Annotated in this window: 23 protein-coding genes; 13 read left to right on the forward strand and 10 right to left on the reverse strand. The window is 63.6% G+C overall.

Annotated elements, in window-relative coordinates; translation table 11 throughout:
• Positions 1-87: 87 nt before the first annotated feature.
• Positions 88-975: a LysR substrate-binding domain-containing protein gene (locus BXE_RS34625; RefSeq protein WP_011492776.1), complete on the reverse strand. Its 888-nt coding sequence runs from the start codon at positions 973-975 to the stop codon at positions 88-90.
• A 250-nt stretch (positions 976-1,225) separates the two neighbouring features.
• Between BXE_RS34625 and BXE_RS34630 the strand changes: the two genes are divergently transcribed.
• From BXE_RS34630 to BXE_RS34670, 9 genes are all read left to right on the forward strand, one after another.
• Complete coding sequence (locus tag BXE_RS34630; RefSeq protein ID WP_011492777.1) at positions 1,226-1,993, forward strand: glutaredoxin domain-containing protein; 768 nt, start codon at positions 1,226-1,228, stop codon at positions 1,991-1,993.
• Between the two features lie 116 nt (positions 1,994-2,109).
• Entirely contained in the window at positions 2,110-2,778 is a 669-nt protein-coding gene (locus tag BXE_RS34635) for a GntR family transcriptional regulator (RefSeq protein WP_011492778.1), read from the forward strand.
• A 284-nt stretch (positions 2,779-3,062) separates the two neighbouring features.
• On the forward strand, positions 3,063-3,335 hold the full coding sequence (locus BXE_RS34640; RefSeq protein ID WP_011492779.1) for a hypothetical protein: 273 nt from the start codon (positions 3,063-3,065) through the stop codon (positions 3,333-3,335).
• A gap of 88 nt (positions 3,336-3,423) precedes the next feature.
• Positions 3,424-3,708, forward strand: a complete 285-nt coding sequence (locus BXE_RS34645) for a hypothetical protein (RefSeq protein WP_011492780.1) — start codon at positions 3,424-3,426, stop codon at positions 3,706-3,708.
• 512 nt (positions 3,709-4,220) lie between these two features.
• Positions 4,221-4,508, forward strand: a complete 288-nt coding sequence (locus BXE_RS34650; protein WP_040125169.1) for a DUF3303 domain-containing protein — start codon at positions 4,221-4,223, stop codon at positions 4,506-4,508.
• Between the two features lie 285 nt (positions 4,509-4,793).
• Positions 4,794-5,408, forward strand: a complete 615-nt coding sequence (locus BXE_RS34655; RefSeq protein ID WP_011492782.1) for a TetR/AcrR family transcriptional regulator — start codon at positions 4,794-4,796, stop codon at positions 5,406-5,408.
• A 93-nt stretch (positions 5,409-5,501) separates the two neighbouring features.
• Positions 5,502-6,728, forward strand: a complete 1,227-nt coding sequence (locus BXE_RS34660; RefSeq protein WP_011492783.1) for a YbfB/YjiJ family MFS transporter — start codon at positions 5,502-5,504, stop codon at positions 6,726-6,728.
• 153 nt (positions 6,729-6,881) lie between these two features.
• A complete protein-coding gene (locus BXE_RS44770) occupies positions 6,882-7,037 on the forward strand; it encodes a DUF3309 family protein (RefSeq protein WP_007178285.1) in 156 nt (51 codons plus the stop codon).
• A 154-nt stretch (positions 7,038-7,191) separates the two neighbouring features.
• The gene (locus BXE_RS34670) at positions 7,192-7,992 is read left to right on the forward strand and encodes an SDR family oxidoreductase (RefSeq protein WP_011492784.1); all 801 of its coding nucleotides are present in this window, start codon (positions 7,192-7,194) and stop codon (positions 7,990-7,992) included.
• Here BXE_RS34670 and BXE_RS34675 read toward each other — a convergent pair.
• From BXE_RS34675 to BXE_RS34695, 5 genes are all read right to left on the reverse strand, one after another.
• Positions 7,989-9,371 carry a four-carbon acid sugar kinase family protein gene (locus tag BXE_RS34675; protein ID WP_011492785.1) on the reverse strand — a complete coding sequence of 461 codons (1,383 nt, stop codon included), beginning with the start codon at positions 9,369-9,371 and terminating at the stop codon, positions 7,989-7,991. The two genes, BXE_RS34670 and BXE_RS34675, sit on opposite strands and share 4 nt — an antisense overlap.
• Positions 9,368-10,666: a ribulose-bisphosphate carboxylase large subunit family protein gene (locus tag BXE_RS34680; RefSeq protein WP_011492786.1), complete on the reverse strand. Its 1,299-nt coding sequence runs from the start codon at positions 10,664-10,666 to the stop codon at positions 9,368-9,370. The genes BXE_RS34675 and BXE_RS34680 overlap by 4 nt, the downstream gene beginning before the upstream one ends.
• On the reverse strand, positions 10,663-11,202 hold the full coding sequence (locus BXE_RS34685; RefSeq protein WP_007178289.1) for a VOC family protein: 540 nt from the start codon (positions 11,200-11,202) through the stop codon (positions 10,663-10,665). The genes BXE_RS34680 and BXE_RS34685 overlap by 4 nt, the downstream gene beginning before the upstream one ends.
• Before the next feature lie 102 nt (positions 11,203-11,304).
• A complete protein-coding gene (locus BXE_RS34690) occupies positions 11,305-13,191 on the reverse strand; it encodes a TRAP transporter large permease subunit (RefSeq protein WP_011492787.1) in 1,887 nt (628 codons plus the stop codon).
• 62 nt (positions 13,192-13,253) lie between these two features.
• A complete protein-coding gene (locus tag BXE_RS34695) occupies positions 13,254-14,279 on the reverse strand; it encodes a TRAP transporter substrate-binding protein (RefSeq protein ID WP_007178291.1) in 1,026 nt (341 codons plus the stop codon).
• A 196-nt stretch (positions 14,280-14,475) separates the two neighbouring features.
• Between BXE_RS34695 and BXE_RS34700 the strand changes: the two genes are divergently transcribed.
• A complete protein-coding gene (locus BXE_RS34700) occupies positions 14,476-15,531 on the forward strand; it encodes a LacI family DNA-binding transcriptional regulator (RefSeq protein WP_011492788.1) in 1,056 nt (351 codons plus the stop codon).
• A gap of 781 nt (positions 15,532-16,312) precedes the next feature.
• On the forward strand, positions 16,313-16,786 hold the full coding sequence (locus tag BXE_RS34705; RefSeq protein WP_011492790.1) for an Lrp/AsnC family transcriptional regulator: 474 nt from the start codon (positions 16,313-16,315) through the stop codon (positions 16,784-16,786).
• Positions 16,787-16,832: 46 nt separating this feature from the next.
• Here BXE_RS34705 and BXE_RS34710 read toward each other — a convergent pair whose 3' ends face one another.
• Complete coding sequence (locus BXE_RS34710; protein WP_011492791.1) at positions 16,833-18,059, reverse strand: YbfB/YjiJ family MFS transporter; 1,227 nt, start codon at positions 18,057-18,059, stop codon at positions 16,833-16,835.
• Positions 18,060-18,468: 409 nt separating this feature from the next.
• On the opposite strand from BXE_RS34710, the gene BXE_RS34715 reads away from it, so the two are divergent.
• Positions 18,469-18,948 (forward strand): hypothetical protein, encoded by a 480-nt coding sequence (locus BXE_RS34715; RefSeq protein ID WP_011492792.1) that lies wholly within the window; start codon positions 18,469-18,471, stop codon positions 18,946-18,948.
• 12 nt (positions 18,949-18,960) lie between these two features.
• On the forward strand, positions 18,961-19,800 hold the full coding sequence (locus BXE_RS34720; protein WP_011492793.1) for a hypothetical protein: 840 nt from the start codon (positions 18,961-18,963) through the stop codon (positions 19,798-19,800).
• 15 nt (positions 19,801-19,815) lie between these two features.
• On the opposite strand, the gene BXE_RS34725 is transcribed toward BXE_RS34720, so the two are convergent.
• The 3 genes from BXE_RS34725 to BXE_RS34735 form a co-directional block, all read right to left on the reverse strand.
• Positions 19,816-20,514, reverse strand: a complete 699-nt coding sequence (locus BXE_RS34725) for a 4'-phosphopantetheinyl transferase family protein (RefSeq protein WP_011492794.1) — start codon at positions 20,512-20,514, stop codon at positions 19,816-19,818.
• 85 nt (positions 20,515-20,599) lie between these two features.
• Positions 20,600-21,928, reverse strand: coding sequence for an MFS transporter (locus BXE_RS34730; protein WP_011492795.1), 1,329 nt, complete (start codon positions 21,926-21,928; stop codon positions 20,600-20,602).
• A 192-nt stretch (positions 21,929-22,120) separates the two neighbouring features.
• Complete coding sequence (locus BXE_RS34735; protein WP_011492796.1) at positions 22,121-22,360, reverse strand: DUF2783 domain-containing protein; 240 nt, start codon at positions 22,358-22,360, stop codon at positions 22,121-22,123.
• Positions 22,361-22,390 lie beyond the last annotated feature (30 nt).

A 22,390-nucleotide genomic window follows, 5' to 3' on the forward strand; every position in this document is an offset into this window, starting at 1 on the left:
GCCTTCGCTTGATGCTAGCATCGCGCGCCGCACCATGACATGAAGGGAAACGCTTAACGCAATATACGCGCCGGGCGTGACGTTCGCTCACGCGCCGCGCAAGTGCGCGACCAGCATGCGGCACGCCACCGGCAATGCCTCCAGAGATCGCACCGCGATCAGCAGTTCGCGCTCGGCCCATGCGTCGGTGAGCGCGACCGTGGCGAGGCCGAGGTTCGCTGCCTGCTGCTGCGCGACCGCGTGAGGCATGACGCCGAGTCCGAGCCCTGCGGCAATCATCAGACATTGTGCGTCGTAGCTCGTCACCTGAATGCGCAGATTCACCGGCCGCGCGTGTGCATGCGCCGCGCGCGTAAGTTGCTGGCTGATCGCCGTATCGGGCGGCAACCCCACGTATTCGAAGTCGAGCGTATCGGCGAAGGCGACGGCCTGCTTTTGCGCGAGCGTATGCCCGCCCGGCACCACGAGTGTCAGGAAGTCGCGGTGATAAGGGAACGTTTGCACCTCGTAGCCGTGCGGCACCGAGGTGAAGATGCCGATATCCACGGCGTTGTCCGCGACGGCCTTGACCACCCCAGCGCTGGCTTTTTCTTCGAGCTGGATCTGGATTCGCGGATGTTGCGCGGCAAACGCCTGGATCTCGCGCGGCAGAAACTGCACGACGGACGACACATTCGCCGCCAGCCGGATCAGTCCGCTCACGCCGCTCGCGTAGTCGCGCATCTGCACGGCAATGTCGTCGAGCTCGTGCAGCGCGCGATGCGCGAGCACGACCAGCCGTTCGCCCGCGGCAGTGGGCGCCACGCCCTTGTTGGTACGCCGCAGAAGCGCGACACCCAAGGTCGCTTCGATCTCGCTGATGCGCTTGCTGACGGCCGCCGCCGCGATATGTTCGCGCTCGGCCGCCGCCGCGATGGTGCCGGCCTCGGCGACGCTGACAAACAGTCTGAGCGAAAGCGGATCGAGTGTCGGCATGGCGCCCCGCGAATAGTTGGAATGTTCCGCCGATGCCGGCCAGACGCGGTATGGCGTACGGCATTCGCCATGATCCACGTGAACGGCAGCGATTTCAGCCAGTGTACCGAAACGGCCGCCGGCCGTGCCTCGTCATCGTGGTTCGCGATGGCGGCATGGCCAAGCACTGCTTTGCGTCCGGGCAGCACCCGGCAACAATGGCATGAAGCGACGGACCCAACCGAGGTGCCCCGTCCACAAGGAGCGAGCGATGCAAACGGCCACCCACGCAAAGATCAAGGTTTTCTGGCAGCCCGGCTGTTCGTCGTGTCTGCGGACCAAGGAGTTTTTGGCGAACCAGGGCATCGAATTCGAATCCATCGACGTGCACAACGATCCCGACGGCCTCGCGCAATTGACCGCGTTGGGCGCACGCAGCGTACCGGTAGTCGCGCTTGGGTCGAAATTTACGTTCTGTCAGTCCATCAACGACGTGATCAAATTTCTGGATCTGAAAACGAAGATCATCACGCCGTTGCCGCCGGCGGAACTGGTCAGCCGCCTCGAACTCGTGCTCGAATCGAACGCGCGATATACGCGGCAGTTCAGCGGCCCCGCTTTTCGCGAGCCGTTCAGGAATCGCAACCGGACTCCGGCGGGACTGACGTTTCATGTGTTTCGCGTGGCGGAGATGGGGATCGAAGCCGCGCAGCAGATCGAACTGCTGTTCGAGGGATTCGACGAGGTGCCGCCCACACACTGGGGGCCGGATGACATCGCTCAGTGGGGCGAGAGTGTGAAGGCGCGCCTCACCGCGTGGTGGAACGACGAGACCGACCGTTCGCTCAGCTACGACGTGCCGACTTACTACGGACGGCGCCCCATGCACGAGGTGCTCGAGCGCACGGCCTGGCACAGCGCGCAGCATACCCGCCAGGTCATGTTGATGCTCGAGAGCGAAGGAATCCAGGTCGACCGGCCGCTGAGCGCGCAAGATCTCGCGGGCTTGCCCCTACCGGATGAAGTCTGGGACAGATAGGCGCACGCAATCCCTGTCGTCCAGGTTGTGCGCCGCCACATAAAAAGACAAACGCCAACCCATCCCCACTTTCGCGTGGCAGAATCGCCTTCATCCCGTCGGCGAGACTGAATCACATGACCACGCTGCGCGAAAAATCGACTGACTCGGTCTATCAACAACTGCGCACCAAAATCCTGAGCGACGAATTTCGCCCCGGCATGCAGTTGCTCGAACGCGACCTGGTGAGTCTCTTCGGCGTGAGCCGTACGCCCGTGCGGGAAGCGCTGGTCCGTTTGCAGAAGGAAAACCTGCTGCAGATCGTGCCGCGCCACGGCATTCGTGTGCGTCAGGTCTCGCTGCCCGACATCGAAGCGATTCATCAGGTGCAAAGCAGCCTGGAAGCCACCGCGGCCGGCGTTGTCGCGAGCATGAATCTGCGCGTAAAAGAATTGCAGCCGTTGGACCAGTTGTGCAACGCAATGGACCGCGCGCACCAGAAGAACGACTACGCGGCATGGGCCAGCGCCGACGAGGCGTTTTTCTCCCACCTCCTGAAACTCTGCGGCAACCCGCGGCTCACGCAGATCGTCAACGAATGCTGGGATCAGATCCGGCGCGTACGCGATCTCACGTTGCGGCTCAGCGCGTTGGCCGATCTGCCGAAGGCACGGCATCGAGCGATCGTCGAGGCGGTCCGCGCCGGCGACAGCGCGACGGCCGAGCGTTTGTGCCGCGACTATCGCGCACACTGTCTGCAATTCCAGCTCGACACCTTGCAGCGGCTTCGCATTCTCGAAGTCTGAAGGCCGAGCGATGTCGGCACCTTTCGCCGCGATCCGTGTCGGGCGATTTCCAACAGAATCCGTGATTTGTCGGGCGTGCGCCGTCAGCCGTTTATCGTCTGGTCGCGTAGTGTGCCTGCGCCATGACGGTACTGCGACGCGAACCCCTTATGCAGCAAGCCTCCTGAAAATTTATCAGGAGCCTTGAATAAATCTGGCACAGCCCGTGCATTAGTGACTCCCGAGCAGACAAGTTGCTCGCAACCAGCCTCAACACCCCGACCCTTACCTCCAGGAGATTCACCATGAACACGCTGACCATCAAGGACCTGTCCATCACCGAACAACTCGACAGCAAGGCCATGAGCGCCGTGCGCGGCGGCTTCGGCCCCTCCACCTCCTATTACAACTTCAGCCCCGTCTTCGCCCCGAACAACAGCAAGAAGGTCGACGCCACCCAGCTCATCAACAACGAACTGAACCTCCAGAACGCCAACGGCAACAATGTCGCGTTCGCCTCCGGCATCAACTCGACGGTCAACCCCTACCTCTCGACGAGCAACAACATCCACGTGTAATACGTGACGCGGCGAGGCGCACGGCTTCCCGCTGCGCCTCACTTCCCGCCGCTTACCCGCGTCCTGCGCGCACCTTTGGAGAAGCACCATGTCATCCCTCATGATTCGCGATCTGTCCGGCACCCGCGAGCTCGACCGCCGCGCCATGTCGGCGGTGGCCGGCGGCACCGGCAGCAGCGTGCCCGGCCTGCCCCCGGTGGCTGGCCTCAGCGGCATCGCCAACGTCAACGTCTCGGTCAACCAGAACCTCAACCAGATGCAATACGTCAACGTCGCCGCACTCAACAACGTCGGCGTGATTGGCGCGGGTTTCGTGCCGCTGCACCTGAACGTCAGCCCGTCGCTCTGGGGCGCCAACTACGCCAGCGTGTAACCGCCCGACGTAGCGGGGGCCGGGGGGCCTCGCTACGGCCGGCCGGTCGTCATCGGCCGGTGAGCGGCGCACGGATTTCCTATACTGATTGTGCGAGGAGACCTCAGCACATTTCACGACACATTTCACGACACACCCGGGCGGCAGCCGGCGATTCACGCCGGCATGCCGCCCGTTTTTTTGGCGGAGCGGCGCTAGCCGACAAGCCTCACGACACGCAATGTATTCGCGCCCCGAACGAATTCTCGTCGCTCTACGCCGCTGAAACTGAACCGGTTCTTTTAGCCTGGTGAATGTCCGCACGTAGCGACGCCGGCCATCATTCGCTCGCCTATGATGCTTAGGACGCCACGTGGTTTTTTATCGCCGTCCGCCAATAGCACACACCATCCGGACAGCTTGCTGGCGCAGGAGTGAGCGCGGCGCACCGCATCCACGATGCGCCGCACACCATCAGCGACGATGGCAGCGCGCCACGAGCCGGCATCGCCAATTCGGACTGGAGACGCGCAATGAAATTTATCGTCCAATGGAACGGTCTGCCGACCGCTGAGCATTCCGTCATCGAACGTTTCATGAAGACCGGCGGCAATACGCCTGACGGTGTCAAACTGCTGGGGCGCTGGCACGCTATCGGCGGATTGCACGGCTTTGCGGTAGTCGAGGCGGAAGACACGCGCGGCATCTCGGCGCTCGCGCTCGAATGGGGCGACCTGCTCACCATGAGCATTTTCCCGGCCATGACCGATGAAGATCTGGGCGCCGCCCTCGGCAAACATCTGGCGGCGCGCAGCAAGTAGGCACACCATGAGCGCCGGACTCGCCGCACCGCTTCCGAGCGGGCAACTGCTGCCGTTCCGCGAATCTTGCCTCGCCTGGCTCGTGCCGCCGGTGCGGATCGGCCACCCGCAAACCGCACTGACGCCCGGCCGGCAACCACCCGTAGACGCCCTTCCACCGCGCCGCAGCGCGCTCCAGAGCCACCACCGGATCTTCCTCTTGCATTCTGTATCAGTCGATATATAATCGAATTCTATATCGATTGATACAGAATGGTCGTCAGCAACGCAGGAGGGATTTTCATCATGGCAAGACCCCGCGAATTCGATGAACACGAGGTGCTGGAAGCCGCCAGCGCGGCTTTCTGGACGAAGGGCTACGAGGCCACCTCCACGCGCGACCTGGTCAAATCGACCGGCCTGACGCAGCCGAGCCTCTACAACGCATTCGGCGACAAGCGCGCGCTGTATCTGCGCGCGCTCGAGCATTACCTCGAACATACGTTGCGCGAGCGGATCAGCCGGTTGGAGCGCACTGTGTCGCCGGCTCAAGGGGTCACCCTGTTCTTCCATGAGATCCTGGAGCGCACGCTAGCCGATCCCGGCAAGCGCGGCTGCATGCTAGTCAATTCGGCGCTTGAAACTACATCGGATGACGAAGCATTCCGTGAAATCGTCGCCACGGAATTCGCCGAAGTCCGAGCGTTTTTCTACCGCCGCATGGTTGCGGCCAGCGAGAACGGTGAAATCACCGCCGTCGTTTCCGCCGATGACGCGGCCACCCATCTGCTGGCCACGTTGATCGGCGTTCGCGTTCTCGCGCGGGTCGATCCGCAACCGGCGCTGCTGATTGGCGCGATTGCGCCGGCTTTGCTGCTGCTCGGTTTGCCTGCCCTACCGGCGAAACACACGAACGTCTGAGTCAGGCGCCTGACAAGGCGCGCCCCTTCCCTCGATTCACCACCGACATCCGGCAGTGACGCGGCCACCGCGCGCACCGGTAAAGGAACCGTCATGTCCGCTGCACCGATAACGTCCGCCAGTCCTGTCTCACTCGACGCCCGCGCGCTCTTTGCAACGCTCGCGGGACTGTGCGGCAGTCTCGTCGCGATCGGCCTCGCCCGCTTCGCGTACACGCCGTTGATTCCCTCGCTGATCCAGGAGCACTGGTTAACCTCGTCGCAAGCGGTGACGCTCGGTGCGGCAAACTTCGCCGGCTATCTGGTCGGTGCGTTGATCGGCAGGCCGCTTGCATCGGCGCTGTCGAACCGCAGCGCGTTGCGCATCCTGATGGCGGTGGTGACGGCCGCCTTTTTCGCCTGCGCGTATCCGCTTTCGGTCAGCTGGTTCTTTGCGTGGCGTTTGTTATCGGGCATTTCCGGCGGCGCGATCATGGTGCTGGTGGCGACATCGATTCTTCCGCACATTCCGGTGCCGCGCCGTGGCTTTGTGAGCGGCATGATCTTTCTCGGGCTCGGGCTGGGCATCGCGGCATCGGGCACCTTGATTCCGAAGCTGCTCCACTTCGGCTTGCAAACCACGTGGATCGGCCTCGGCGTATTGGCGCTGGCGCTGACCGCCGTGAGCTGGTTCGGCTGGCCCGCAACGAATCCGCCCGCGGCTGTGGTGCCGTCCGGCGCGCATCACGCGGTGCGCCCCCAAGGCTTGACGCTGCGCGTGCTGTACGCGCAATACGCGGCGAACGCGCTCGGCCTCGTCCCGGCGATGGTGCTGCTCGTCGACTACGTCGCTCGCGGTCTGGGACGCGGCTCTGCAACCGGTGCGAACTACTGGGTGCTGTATGGCCTCGCTGCGATCGTCGGCCCGGTGATCTGCGGCAACATTGCGGATCGCATCGGCTTCGGCAAGGCGTATCGCGCCGGGCTGCTTCTGCAAGCGGCTGCCGTTGCCCTGCTCGCCTTTTCAGGCAACCCCGTGGCACTCGCCGTCTCGACTGTGATTCTGGGTATTTTCACGCCGGGCATCGTGCCGCTCGTGCTCGGCCGCATTCACGAACTCGTGCCGCACGATCACACCGAACAACGCGCCGCATGGAGCCGCGCGACGACAGCCTTCGCGCTCTTCCAGGCACTCGGCGGATATGGCTACTCGTACCTTTTCTCGCATACGCATAACGATTACGCGTTGATCTTCACTTGCGGAGCGATAGCGCTCGCTCTCGCGTTCGTCGCGGATCTGGTGATTTCGCGTAGCGGCACCGCGCGCAACACCGCACAGTGACCGGCTCAAGGCGTTTCCGCTTCGATCTTTTCGCCTCGGGCACGGGGTTTGCTCAACCATGACATCGATACTGCCTTACGCAGCGCGCGCGCAAGCGCGCCTTGCGTGGCTGTCGTAAAGGCAGGTCTTATCAACCAGGCGGAGGTCATTCATATGTTGGGAACTATTCTTCTAGTGGTGCTGATTCTTCTCCTGATCGGTGCGCTCCCGTCGTGGCCGCACAGCCGTTCGTGGGGCTACGGTCCGACCGGCGGTATCGGCCTCATCGTGATCGTCGTGATCGTGCTGCTGGTGGTCGGCGTCATATAGCCGACACCGCCGTAGCGTGTCACGGCATCGGCTCATTTGTTGAAATCGGGTAATAGGCCGCCGCATATCTTTGCAGTTCGCTGCGCGGATATCCGGCGGCCTCTCTATGTCGGCGGTCGGCACGGATTCCCATCTTGTCACACCGGGGGAAGCGATGGAAAAGTTACTCGCGAATCAGGTTGCTCTAGTCACGGGCGCCAGTTCGGGCATTGGATACGGTGTTGCGACAGCACTCGCGGGTGCGGGCGCTGCCGTCGTCGTCAACTATCACTCGCATGGGGAAGCGGCGGAACAACTGGTCAGCGAAATCGAAACAGCAGGCGGCGCCGCGCTCGCGGTTCAAGCCGACGTCTCCGATCCGGCGCAGGTCGAGGCGATGTTCGCGGCGTGCCGCGCGCGCTTCGAAAGCGTCGATATCGTGGTCGCGAATTCGGGCATGCAGAAGGACAGTGCATTCGCCGACATGACGCTGGACGATTGGCAGCAGGTACTGTCGACCAATCTGACCGGCCAGTTCCTGACCGCGCAAGCGGCCGTGAAGGAATTCCGGCGACGCGGCCCGCGGCCCGCTTCCAGAGCGCTCGGCAAGATCATCTGCATGAGCTCGGTGCACGAGGTCATTCCGTGGGCCGGGCACGTCAATTACGCGGCGTCCAAAGGCGGCGTTCAGATGTTCATGAAGTCCCTTGCACAGGAGGTCGCGCCGGAACGCATTCGCGTCAACTCCATTGCGCCGGGCGCGATCCGCACGCCGATCAACAAGGACGCATGGGACACCGACGCCGCGTTGCAGAAACTATTGAAGTTGATCCCCTACCGCCGCGTGGGCGAATCCCAGGACATCGGCAAGGCCGCTGTCTGGCTCGCCTCGGATGAAAGCGACTACGTGGTCGGCACGACGTTGTTCGTGGACGGCGGCATGACGCTCTACCCTGGTTTCGACGACAACGGTTAGCCGTTGCCGGCGAGCAGTTGCTCGAACAGATCCGTATCGCCCATCTGCCCGCCTTTGAGCATGACCTCCATGCCGTCGAGTTCCACGCGATCGGCATGGAGACGGCATACGGTAACGCCCGCCGATAACGGCGCAAGATACGACAGTCCCCACGCGCCGAGCGCTCGCACGGCAAAACTCGACGTGTCGCCACCCGCAATGCCGATGCGGCGCAATCGTACGGCGCATAGCACTTTCTGCAACAGCGACGCACACGCATGCGCGAGTTGCGGTAACGCGACGCCTTCGCCCGACGGGCTGCGCGTCGTGAACGCGAGTACGTTGCGTCCGTCGCGCAAAGGGCCTGTGATCGCCGCCACGCGCTCCGCCAGATAGTCGGACGCTGCTTCGCCGGTCATTTGCAGCGGGTCGAGTTCTACACGGAGATAGGACTCCGCGGCACCGATCTGTACCTCGGTCAATGGTGAAAGACTGCCCGCCAGCACGAATACGGGGCCGCGCGCACGAGCCAGCGGCGGCGTGGTGCGGTTTTCCGCATCGGCAGGTTCGGCGGGGTTCTCGCGCGCCAATGCATACGCCTGCGCGACGCTGCTAGCCCCCACCGCGAGCAACGGCGCCGACACCGCGGCATAACGCGCGATCACGCGGCCAATCGCTTGCAGATGCGAATCGTCGAGAACGTCGAATAGCAACGCGTCGGGTTTCGATTCGAGCCGGCGCCGCACTTCCGCTTCGAGCCCGGCGTCGCCCGCGGCGTGGCAACGCCAGTCGATCGATTGCACGTTTTGCACGCCCTGTCGCTGGAGATGCACACGCAAGTCCGCTTCGTTCATCGGCGTAACAGGATGGCGGCTCATGGTCGGATGGCGGTCGATACGATAGACCGACTGCGCGCCATCGGCCGCGCCGGCTGCCGCGAACAGTTCACCGAACACGCAATAACGCCGCAAATTGGGCTGACCGCCGATCACCGCGACGAGTTCGCTCGCACAGTAGTCGCGCAACGTACGAATCGCCACGCCGATGCTGCCGGTTTCCGGCGCGCTATCGAATGTCGAGCACACTTTGTAGTGCATCACCCGTACACCCAGTGCGGCAAAAGCGGCGCCGACCTGCTCGAGTTCTTGCCGTTGCGCAGCGGGCGGCATGGTCCGCGCGGCGCCCGCCACGCCCACGGCGTCGAGCCTGCCGAGCGTCGCAAGACGCGCGGCATCCGGCGGCGCGAAGAACAGCATGGTGCGCAAACCCGCGCGAGCGAGATGGGCCAGCGTGTCGGTCGCGCCAGTGAAGTCGTCGCCATAGAAAGCGTAAGCCGGACCATTGCCGTTTATCTCGCCCACGTTGCCGGTCATTTGTTCCGTGTCGCGTGTAGCGTTCATGCACGGCCGCCGAAAAACGCCAGCGCGCGCCGCAACTCCGGCATATGTTCGGCGTACACCGGCAGCGGGGTGCCGGCCTGCACGGCCGCCCACGCCTGACGCACGCTCGTCACGCCCGCGGCGGGGCCGTCCGGATGCGCGAGAATGCCGCCGCCCGACATGAACAGCAGGTCGGTCGAGCGCACCGCGTCGAAGGTCGCCTGCACGGTGCCGGCCCACTGCCCTGAAGAAAACGCCGGCAGTACGGCATCGTCGCAACCGGCGGCGAGCGGCGTCGCGCAATCGCGAGCGGACTCGATCACTTCGGCGTCGCTCTGGGCGAATTTGCCGGCGAGGCCGTGCACGTGCATATGATCGACGCCGCTCAGGCGCCACAACGTCTGGTACGCCTGGAACGACATGCCCAGCGCCGGATCGCGCGACATCATGCCGTAGCCGTTGCGGTGCGCGTGAAGCACCAGCGGCGTCGTGCGGCGCAGCGACTGGATCGCGGAAAAGCCGCACCAGTTGATGCTCGCCATCACGCAACTGCCGCCCTCGCGTTCGACCAGTTCCGCGTGACGGCGCATGGCGTCGAGGTCGTCGGTGATATTGAAGGCGACCATCACCGGCCGGCCGCTGCGCTCGCGGTAGCGGCGCACTTCGGACATCACCGCCCGCACGCGCTCGGCAAGCGGCGCATGCGCGGGATTCGCGCACACCTCGTCGTCCTTGATGAAATCGACGCCCGCTTCGCACAGCTCGCGCACCAGTGCCGCCGTTTCCGCCGCGCTCAAGCCGACGTTCGGCTTGATGATGGTGCCGATCATCGGCCTGTCCTTCACGTCCGTCAGCGCGCGCGTGCCTGCTACGCCATGCCGGGGCAATTCGAAACGCGCACGGTATGAAGCCGGCAGACGTAGCGACAACAGCCGCACGCCCGTCACTTCACCGAGATCGTATAGATTGCCGGCAACGGTCGCGGCCAGCGTGGGCAGATTCGCATCGATATTGGCGAGCGGAAACGACAGCGTGATGCGTGCGCGCCGCCACGGCCCCGGCGTGCCCTGGCGCTCGAGCCATGCGTTCGGCAAGCTGGGCCGCGCCGCCGCCTCGAGTTCTTCAATGCGCAACACGCTCGCGCGGCTGCGCGCGCGCAGCGCATCCGATTCGTTGGCGACGCGCACGAAGGTGCCGCTCGACTGCTCGCCGGCCATCACGTCGGCGACGCGCGCGGGATCGAGCGGCGTTTCGATCAGATAGTCGGCCTCGAGCGTATCTTCGTCGACGGCGCGCGCTTGCAGCATCCCGCTCATAGCGTGCCCAGATCGGGAAAGCGGCGCACCGGCTCGCGGCCGTCCCAGTCGCGCGACGCCGCATAGATCATGTCGAAGAGCTTGCCTTTCGGCCCGGCGATCTCGGACAACTCGATCACCGTACCGGGATGATTCTCCGTGTCGAAGTAGACAAAGCGCCCGTTGCGCCCCACTTCGCCGCTCATCGCAACCTTGAAACCCTGCTCCTGCAAGCGGGCGAGATCCGCGTCGAACGAGGTGGTCCAGTACGCGTTGTGCTGCAAGCCGGTGTGGCCCGCGGCGAGAAAGTCGCGATACATCGACGGCGCGTCGTTACGCGTCTGGATCAATTCCACCTGCAACGGTCCCGAGTTCGCCAGCGCAACCGAGTTATGCACCTCGTACGTTTGCCCGCGGTACGTATAGTTTTCAATCGGCACGCGTTCGTTATAAAACCACGGACCTACGCCGAGCACGCGGCTCCAGTAGTCCATTGCGGCTTCGATGTCCCGCACCACGTAGCCTGCCTGCCGGATTTCGCCAAAGAAACGACTCATGAAACTCTCCCGATACTGCGGGGTTGAAAGACGAGCGACGCCCCGGCGCGGCGAAACGCAGCGCCCGAAGGTCGAACCCGTTAGGAAACCAGAGGGATCCGGTTAGAGAAACCCGATCGAAATCCAGGGGATCGCCGCGACCAGAATCAGGCCGACGAGCAATGCGCCCATATAGCCGACAATCGGACGAATGCCCGCGTCGGGATTGACCTTGCTGATCGCGCACGCCGAGTAGTAGCCCACGCCGAACGGCGGCGAAAAGAGCCCCACGCCCATCGAGAGAATCACGACGATCGCGTAATGCACTTCGTGCACGCCCGCGAGCCGCGCGATAGGAAACAGCAGCGGCCCGAACAGCACGATCGCGGGAATGCCTTCGAGCACGCTGCCGAGCATCACGAACACGACAATCGAAACCGCCAGAAAACCGTACGCGCCGCCGGGCATCGAGCCCATGACTTGCGCAAGATCCTGCGAAAAGCCGGATTGCGTCAGCGCCCACGCCATTGCAGTCGCACAGCCGATGATGAAGAGGATCGCGCCCGACAACGTGGCCGCATCCACCAGCATGCGGCCCAGCCGCCGCCATTCGAAGCGGCGGTACACCAGCAGGCCGATCAGCATCGAATAGGCAATGCCGATGGTCGACACCTCGGTTGCCGTCGCCACGCCTTCGACCACTGCCATGCGAATCACAAACGGCAACGCCAGCGCGGGCAGCGACACGATGAACAGACGCCCGATCTGCCGCTTGCTGAAACGCTGCGCGCCGCTCAGGTCTTCCTTGCGATAGCGCCACCACACCACCGCGCACAGAATCAGCGCGAGCACCGCGCCTGGCAGCATGCCCGCGGTGAAGAGCGCGGAGATCGACAGACCCGTGACCGAACCGATCGTGATCAGCACAATGCTCGGCGGAATGGTTTCGCTTTGCGCGCCGGTCGTGGCGAGCAGCGCGACCAGATCGCCTTCGGAAGCGCCGCGTTTTTTCATCTCCGGGAACAGCACGGGCGCGATCGCCGCCATGTCCGCCACTTTCGAACCGGAAATGCCCGACACCAGATACATCGCGCCGATCAGCACGAATGACAGTCCGCCATGCACATGGCCGACGAGGCTCGCGAGAAACTCGATCATCGCGCGCGCCATGCCGGTCATCTCGATCAGCAAGCCGAGAAAGACGAACAGCGGCACAGCGAGCAGCACGAGATGCGACATGCCCTCGTCCATGCGGCCGACCACGACTTCGAGCGGCGTGAAGGTCGAGAGGCCCAGATAACCGAACGTGGCGAGCGCAAACGAAAAGCCGATAGGCACGCCCGAAAAGATCCCGATCGCCACCACGCCCACGAAAAAGATCACGAGATTGGTTTTGCCGAGCGTCTGAAACCACGGCCCGGCGAACATGGCTATCGCGGCCAGTACGGCCGTGATCGCGAGCACGATTACGACGTCGCGCACACGGCTCACCTGGGCGAGGCGAATCAGACCGACCAGCAGCATGAGCGCTGCGCCGATCGGCAAAGCGAGCGCGCGCCACGCATTGCTGATCTGCAGGGCGGGCGTCACGATCGCCGCCTCGCCGGACGCATAGTCGTAGGCGGGAGCGATCAACAGCGCAAGCAATGCGATCGACGCGGCGATCGCCAGCGTATCGACGAACGCGCGCCGCTGCGGCGACAGGCGGCTGACCAGTGCCGTCATCCGCATATGTTCGCCGCGCCGCAACGCGAGCACGGCGCCGAGCATGGCGAGCCACAGGAACAGAATGCCCGCCAGTTCATCGGACCACACGAGCGGTTGATGCAGCACGTAGCGGCACATCACGCCCGCGAGCATCACGACGATCTCCACCGCGAGCAGCGCCGCCGCGCACACTTCGACGAGCGCAATCAGACCGCGATCGAAACTCCTCAACCAGCGGCGCGGCGTGCTCGCCGCGTGCAGCGGCACGCCCGCGTCCGCCGGATTCAATGCGTGATTCGACATCCTGCTGCCTCCTCGCGGCGGCTCGCCGCGCTTTGTCTCTGACTCGCCCGTATGCAGCACGATCAGGCCAGCTTGCCGACCGATTGTTCGAGCAGGTCCCACGCCTGATTGCCGAACCTGTTCTTCCATTCGGCGTAAAACCCCGCCTGCCGCAGCGCCGCGCGGAACGTATCGGGCGCGGGACGGTTGATCGACAGACCCTTGCTTTGCAGATCCGCAACCGCCGCCTCGTTCAGCTTGCGCACGTCTTCGCGCTGCCTGAGCGCCGACTGGTTGAACGCGTCGCTGGCAATGCCCTGCAGATCCTTGGGCAAGCGTTGCCACGCGCGCTGGTTCAGCACGAACCAGTAGCCGTCCCACATGTGATTGGTCAGCGAACAGTACTTCTGCACTTCGTAGAGCTTGGCGACCTGCACGATCGGCAGCGGATTTTCCTGCGCATCGACAATATGCGTTTGCAGCGACGAATAGACCTCGCTGAATTGCAAACTCGTCGGCGCCGCACCGAGTCCTTTGAACATATCGATGCTGAGCGGACTCACCGGCACGCGAATTTTCAGGCCGCGCATGTTCTGCGCGCTCGTGATCGGACCGTTGCTGGTGGTGGTCTGACGAAAGCCGTTGTCCCACATCTTCTCGAACGATTCGAGGCCGGCCTTCTGCATCGCCGTGCGCACGTAGGCGCCGAGCTTGCCGTCCATAGCGCCCCACACCTGGTTGTAGTCGCTGAACGCAAAGCCCACCGCGTTGATCGCAACCGACGGCACCAGCGTCGACACCACCAGCGCCGATGGCGTGAACATCTCGATGCCGCCACTGCGCACCTGCGCGAGCATGTCGGTGTCGCCGCCCAACTGGTTGTTCGGGAAGATCCGGATCTCCATGCGCCCTTTCGACGCCTCTTTGATCTGATTCGCGGCCTCCTGCGAGCGCACGTTCAGCGGATGCGTGAGCGGCAGGTTGTTGCCGTACTTGAACACGAACTCCGGGCCGGACGCCGCGCGCACGATCGCCGGAAAGCCCAGTGCGCCGGCTACCGGCACGGCGGCTGCCGCGCGCAGCAGGGTGCGTCTCGCGAGATTGGTCATTTGAGCGTCTCCTTGCTTATAATTGATGTAACTGTCGAATCCATCAAAAACCATCATCGCCCGTTCGCCGCACCTTGATTTCCAGTCGCCGGTGTTGAGTCGTCGCGTGATAGCTGCAAGACTAGGCGTGCGCGGTCACTGCTGTCAAACCGCGAACTTGATGTGTTTTGATGGATTCATTCTGCGAAGGACGGCTATGTCCGACACGGTTCACCTCACCGCCGCCGCGCGCGCCCGCATTCCCGACATTGCGCGTGCCGCCGGTGTTTCGACCGCTACGGTGGATCGCGTGCTCAATGGCCGCGAGGGCGTGCGCGCCGTCACGGCGCAACGCGTACTGCAAGCGGCCGCGCAACTCGGTTATCTGCTCACGCCGGAGGCGCCCGTCGCATCGGCTTCGAAGCCGATGCGCATCGCGTTCCTGCTGCCCGCCGGCACCAATCGCTACCTGCACATGCTCGGCGACTACATCGACTTCGCCCACGATCAGTGGAACGCGCTGGACATGAAGTGCCGAGTGCATTACGTCGAGAGTTTCAACCCGAAGGAACTGGCGGACCGTCTGCTGCACTACGGACAGCGTGCGGACGGCGTGGTGTTCATGGCGCTCGAACATCCCGTGGTGCGCGATGCCGTGAATGCGCTGGCGGACCAGGGCGTGCCGGCCATTACGTTGATTTCGGATTTATCGAATGCGCGGCGGCTGGCTTATGTGGGTATCGACAATCGCGCGGCAGGACGCACGGCGGCATTGCTGCTCGGGCGTTTCATGGGCCCCCGGCCGAGCGGGAAGATCGCGATGCTCGCGGGCAGCCTCAACTATCGCGGGCACGAGGAACGCGAGATCGGATTTCTGCATCTGATCGAATCGATGTTCCCACAGGTGCGCGTGATCGGATTGCGTGAGGGACACGACGATAGCGAGCGCAACTACATGCAGACTCGCAAGCTGCTGGAACAGCATCCCGATCTCGCCGGCATCTACAACAGCGGCGGCGGGTCGGACGGCGTGGCGCGCGCGATCGTGGAAGCGCGCTCGGAGCAGAAGATCCTGTTTGTCGGTCACGGCTTGACGCCTGATACGCGCGCGTTGTTGATCGACGGCACGATGGACGCGTTGATCACGCAAACGCCTCAAGCTATGGTGGGAAACTGTCTGCGCATTTTCCGCAACGTGCGCGAAAAACGCGACGCATTGAGCGACGTGAAGCCGGTGCAGTTCAGCATTGTTCTGCGCGAGAATCTGCCTTGAAAGAGGCGTGACGGCGGCGCGTGTCCGGACACCGTACGTCAGGCACGCGGGATGCTCAATCACCTTCGTATTCAAACTTCGATACGAAAGGAGATCTCACCATGCCTTACCTTCTCGGCTGGCTGCTTGGCGTTCCGTTGATCGTGCTGGTTATCCTGTACCTCATCTTCCATTAACCGTTGACGACTTGACCCGTTACGCAGTTGAACTGAGCTTCGTTCGACTGCGGTACGAAAGGCGACCTCCATGTTCGGGCGTCGCCTTTCGCGCGTCCGCGCGACGCCCCGCATGCCGATGCGCGGGCGCAGATATCTTTCCGCGTGCACTGCAAGGAATGGCGCCTTCAGCGCGCCATGCCGACCCGCGAACTACCATCAGTCGATTCACGGCGCGTTGCCGCTTAGGCCGTTGTAAAAACGCTTCGAAGGCGGGAGAAATTGCCGCCGGACGCCACGTTCAACGCAAACACGCGTGCAAAACCTTCGATCAGGAACATGCGTTCATGCCCGGCGAGCGCGCCTTCCGGCGCTGGTAACGCCGGAATTCGCCCGCGTGCCGCCTTCCTGTGAAGGCAGCGAGACACCGGTTGGCAGCTTGTGGCCGCATGAGGCCGCGGACGCGAGGCCCGCAGCCCGGACGGTTGTTCCGGGCATGAATGCACCCTGAAAATATAACCGGAGGCACGCTGGATAGGCTTCTTAAAGCAGCGGCCCTTATACGCGACGCCGGGATGATCTTCCGCTAGAATTAGTTTTTACAGAACACTCTTCCGAATTAGTCCATGACCGCCCGAAACCGCCCGCTCGACAACCAGGATCGCAAGATCCTGCGCGAGTTGCAGAAAAACGCGCGCCTGAGCAATGCCGAACTGGCGGAGCTGGTCGGCATGTCGACCACCGCCTGCTGGAACCGCACGCGTCAACTGGAAACCGATGGATACATTCGCGGCTACGTGGCGCTACTCGATCAGCAGAAGCTCGGCTTCGCGGACGTCGTACTGCTCGAGGTAACGCTCGACCGTCACGACGACGACGCCCTCGCCCGCTTCGGCGCCGAGCTGGCCACGCTCACGGAAGTGCTGGAAGCCTATCTCGTGTCGGGCGACTACGACTATCTGGTGAAGGTCGCGGTGGACGGCACGGCGGGCTACGAGCGCTTTCTGCGCGAGAAGCTCTACAAGATCGCCGGCATCCGTCATAGCCGCTCGATGTTCGCGTTGCGTTGCATGAAAAGCATCCCGTCCGTGCAGGTGTAAGACGCGACGCGTGCGTGCCTGCGTGCGTGCCTGCGCGCGCTCACTTTCAACGCAGCGGCTTCTGGCACGCCGCCAGCACCGCGCCCGCCGCGAGCAATAGCGCGGAATACACGAGCCCGCGCGCGAGGCCCGCGCCGTCCGAGACCCAGCCGATCACCATCGGCCCGACGATCTGCCCGAACGCGAACACGATCGTGAACGCGCTGATGCCCTTGGCCCAGTGACTCGCGGGCAGATTGTGGCGCACGAAGGCCGTGGTCGACGCCACGGCGGAAAGGAAGGTCGCGCCGAACAGCAGACCCGACACGAACGCCACCCACGGCTGCGTGAACAACGCGGGCAGCAGCGTCGCGATGGCAAGCAAAGTATTGAGCACCGCGAGCGCCTGGCCGCCGCGCATGCGGTCGAGCAGACTCGACCACACACGCGCCGAGACCACGGTCGCCACGCCGAGCAGCAGATAGAAGCCCGTGACGACAACCGCGCTCATGCCCGCATTGCGCAGCAGCGCCACGATAAACGTCATGTAGCCGATATAGCCGACGCCGAACAATCCGTAACCCGCCAGCGCCGGACTGAAGCGCGGCCAACGGGGCGCCGCGGTGGCAGTGTATGAGTGTCCAGGCGACGCCGCAGTCGCGTGTACGCTTTCGATTTTTCGCGCGGCGCCGATAGCCACCGTGGCGAACGCCGCACATGCAAGCGCGAGCGCGAACCACGCGAACTGCCAGCCGTGCGCGACGTTGAAAATGGTCAACGGCACCAGCACCGACGACGCCACGATGCCCCAGCCCGTGCCGCCGTAATACAGGCCGAGCACGAGCCCCGCATCGCGCGGCCTCGCCGACGCAAGCCGCGCCGCCAGCACGCCGCCGCTGATGAAAATCGCCGCACTGCTCACGCCGGTGACCACGCGCAACGTGAGCAGCGAGTGCGTGTCGGCAAACAGGCCGCTGCCGGCCATCAGGAGCGCGGTCGCCACGCAACCGCCGCCGAACAGTGTGCCGGCCGACCAGCGGCGCGCAAGGCGAGGAAAAGCCAGCGCGCCGAGCAGATAACCCAGCGCGTTGGCGGTGTTCATCGCGCCGGCTTGAGCGAAGCTCCAGCCGAGGTCGAGTTTCATCGACGGCAACAGTAGTGCGTACGCGAAACGGGCCAGCCCGAGCGCGATCGCGCTTCCCAGCGACAGGGCCGCGGCGAGCGCCAGCGTGGGGAGGCGTCGCGCCGCTTCGGTGGGCCTGGAGGTCGATGCGTCGAGTGTTTTTGTCGGCATTTCTCTAGCGGAAGTGGGCAAGGAGGCTGCAAGCCGCTTGTACCGGCAAGGCTGAAGCCGGCACTTCGCCATCATATCCGGGGACGCCGGGCGGGGTTGACCGTTAGTTGCGTTACGAAATCGCCCATTCACCACTCGCCCCGTCTGCATTTCGCGCAGGGCGTGGGGCGCAAATCCACGGCGGGCCTCTTCTAAATGCGAATGATTTGCATTTAGAAGAAAAATAGCTCATCATGCCACTCATCCGGTTCAAGGTGACGCAAGCGCCGATGCCGGCACCCGACATAAGCACCCGACGCAGACTCTGTGTCATCGCCCATCCGTTGCACGACATGCGCTGGCCTGCGACGCGGCATCCGTGCCATCCGGCCGGCGCGATTCATTGGACCGTGTCCACCCAGGAGCATCGATGAACTTTCGCTCTCAACATACCGGCCGCGCGGAACTGATCGACGATCATCCGACCGATACCGCCGACGCCCCCGATCGCACCGTCCTGAGTGCCGTTCGCACGTGGCTGCGGCCCGCTTGCGAAACGGCGAGCGGCGCCGTGCACTGGCGCGACATTCTCAGCGGCGTCGGCTTGCGTCAGGACGGCATCGAACACTTCGATCTGCTGATGCGTTCGCTGATGCACGTGTCGTATCGGCCGCTCGACATGCGCTGCCGCTGCGCCAGCGATCTCGGCAAAGACGAAGCGGTGATTCTGCAAACCATCGCCCTGCTGCAAAAAACTCACAGCGGCGCCGCGTTGCGCATGTTGAACGAATGGCTGCCCGCGCCCGCGGTAAGTGGCGTTCTGAAGCTGATCCGCTGGTTCGCCATCGATCTGCTCGACGCCGGGGTGGAACTCGACGTGCAAGCGCGCCGCGTCACGTACATGCATTGAGGAAGCCTGCCTATGCCAATGGAACCCGACCAGGTTTGCCTGGCGACTTCGCGCGTGCGCGACAGCGGCGAGCCACGCGGCGTTGAAGACGGAGTTGAACGTACCGTCGGCGAGCCTGCCGTGCATCCCGCTCCCATCGAACACGCTACCGGCGCGACGGTGGCACCAGCATTCCAGTGCCATCCGCTGTCACGCACCCATCCGCATAACGTCGCCGCGCCGCGCGCAGGCGAGTTGCATCTTTGGCGATTCCGCTGCGAATGGTTGCCCGTTCCGGTGCAGGAAGGCGATAGCTGGCTCTCGAAGACCGAGCGCGAGCGAGCACGCCTGCATCCCAACGCCGCATTGCGCAAACGCTTTATCAGCGCGCGCGTGGTGGTGCGCTGGATCGTCGGGAACCTGTTCGACTGCGAGCCGCACGCCGTCGATCTGCAAGACGACGGCAGCGAGAAACTGCGCGCGCGTCATCCTCGCGACGGTCGCGGCATCACGATCGATATCGCGTACGGCGGCATCTGGATCGTGATCGGCGTTGCATCGGCAACGCTTGGATTGAGTGTCGTCGTGCCCTCTCCCGGCACGGCGCCTGACGAAACGCCGGAAGCGTCGCGCCGGCGCGCCCGCTATGGCAGTCTTTGCAACGCATTGCGTTACGCACCCGTCGATATCGATCTGCTGTTCAGCCCCATTGCAACCGGTACGTTCGATCTCGCGGAATATGGCCGCTGGCATGTGCTCGACGTGCCGATGGCCGGCAAGATTCGCGCAGCGGTCGCACTTGCGCAACCGCTCATTCAAGTGCACACGTTTGGCTGGCCGAAGGCTTTGGCATTTGGAGAGGCAAACGCATAACGCGCCGGGCGGCTGCTATCGTCCGAACGCGGTAGCCGACCACGCGAGACACGCGGCATAAGCGTGCGGCGCCGCAAGCCAGCACGCGCCGATTTCACGCATGTCGTCGGGAATCTGATTGCGCAGCGTCACGCGCATGCTGTCACGCGGCAGCACATTCAGACGTTGCAATCCCCGTGAGATGCCTGCGCCCGTTGTTTTGACGAGGGCTTCCTTGGCGACCCACGCGTCGTAAAACGCAGCGGTCTGCCGACCCGCTTCGAGACCTTCGATCCACGCGGCTTCTTGCGGATCGAGCGTCAGGCCCGCAATCGAATGCCAGTCGAATTTGTCGCTGTGCTGCTCGATATCCACACCCACGCGCCGAACCGCCGAGATTGCAATCAGTCCATGTGCGCCCGCATGCGAGACGTTGAAATCGAAGCGATCCGAATCCGCGAGATGGGGACGGTGGTTGGCATCGAGCGCAAAACGCACGGCATGTGCGGCGATTTCCAGGCGCTGCGCGAGTTGTTCACGCAGCGCCGCACGCACGGCGGCGAAACGCAATGCGTCTTCATGGCGGCGAAAGTTGCGGGCTCGCGTGCGTTCGTCGTCGCCAAGAGATGCGAAAGCCGGGGCGTCCAGCGGCATAGTGAAGTCGATATCGATGCGCCACAACGCAATGTCGGGCGGACCGTCGTGCGGCAGCGGAACAGGGTCGATGGAATGCATCGCAAAGGTTCGGACGGTCTATAGGCGGTCGCAACAGAATATTCACGACTGTACCCGATAATCCCGTCCGCACCGGCACGCGTCTTCAGACGTGTTTGACGTCCTTCGGCACGCCGAGCAACAGCGCCACGCCGCTGACGAACAGCAGCGCGGTCAGCAGATACAGCGCGTTGTCCATGCTGCCGGTGTGCGTCTTGATCAGACCGATCACCCACGGACTGACAATCCCGCTCGTAATGCCGATGCTGCTGATCAGCGCAATCCCGGCCGCCGCCGCAGTGCCGGACAAATAGCCAGAGGGCACCGTCCAGAAGATCGGCAACGCCGCGAAGATCAGCACCGCGGCCAGCGAGAGAATCGCGAGCATCGCGGGAAAGCTGCTCAGATGAAGCGTCAGCAACGACAGCGCCACACCGCCTCCAATCGTGCAAACCGCGAAATGCCGGCGACGTTCTCCACGACGATCCGAATGACGCGCGATCAGAATCAGCCCCACCGCGCCGATTGCATTGGGAATCACCGTGTACAGGCTGATTGCAAGAACGTCATGCACGCCGAAGTCGCGAATCATCAGCGGCATCCAGAAGTTCAGCGTCAGCGAAGCGCAGGTCAGTGAGAAATAGATAAACGCAAACAGATAGACCCGCGGATTACGCAACGCCTGCACGAACGAGCGCGACGAATGCGCCGCGGACGAAGGACGGCGGTCTTCGTCGCGTTGCGCGATCAACTGCGCTTTCTCCGCGGCCGTGAGCCACGTGGCATGCTGCGGGCCGTCCACCAGATAGAACGCGGCAAGCAGACCGAGCACGATGGCAGGCGCACCCTCGATCACGAACATCCATTGCCAGCCGAACAAGCCCAGCACACCGCCCATGTCACGCATGATCCAGCCGGACACGAGGCCACCGAGCACCCCCGCTACCGCCACGCCCGCAAAGAAGATCGACAGCACGGCCGCGCGCCGCCGCGCCGGATACCAGTAGGTCAGATACAACACGATGCCGGGAAAGAAGCCCGCTTCGAACACGCCGAGCATGAAGCGCAGCGCATAGAAGTGCGCGGGTTTCGACACCAGCATCATGCCCACCGATGCAATCCCCCACAGCAGCATGATCCGCGTGAACGTACGGCGTGCGCCGAAGCGCGCGAGCAGCATGTTGCTCGGCACTTCGCACAGCACGTATCCCACGTAGAAGACCGCCGCACCGAGCCCGTACATTGCATCGCTGAAGCCGAGGTCGTGCTTCATCTGCAACTGCGCGAAGCCGATATTGATGCGATCGAGAAACGACACGACGTAGCAGAGAAACAGAAACGGAATGATCCGCAGCGAAACCTTGCGATACAGCAGATCGTCGTGCGCGGCGGCGGATGCACCCGGCTCGAGCGCGGGGGCGAGGGATTGGCTCATAGGTTATCTCCAAACGTGGTGGTCCAACGGACCCATTGGGTCCGGCGTCTTGATGCGCCGCGTTGTGGTCTGCTACTGAAACGGCAGGCGCGGTTGTCGGAGTGCCGCGCTACCGTGCTGGATTGCGCGTGGCTCGAATGGCCGCGCGGTTTTTCTTTACTCCTGCCGGCCGTGGGTTCGCCGGGACCCGTTTCAGGCCGCCAGCGAATGCGACTGCACGTCTCTAACCGGAGCAATGTCGATCGCGCCCTCGCGGGCATACCGCATTGCTTCCATCAATGTGGCGTGATCGCCGATATGGTTGGCAAGCAGCAGAATCAGTTGCGCATTGGCCGACTGGCTCTGTGCGTCGTCCAGATCCCGATGCATATCGATCAACGCCTCATAGAAATCGTCGGGGCGGGCGAGATTCGGTTGTGTGTTCAGTGTCATGTCTGTCTCCTGCTATTTTTTGCTGATGCG

It is taken from the genome of Paraburkholderia xenovorans LB400 (assembly GCF_000013645.1).
Classification (GTDB): domain Bacteria; phylum Pseudomonadota; class Gammaproteobacteria; order Burkholderiales; family Burkholderiaceae; genus Paraburkholderia; species Paraburkholderia xenovorans.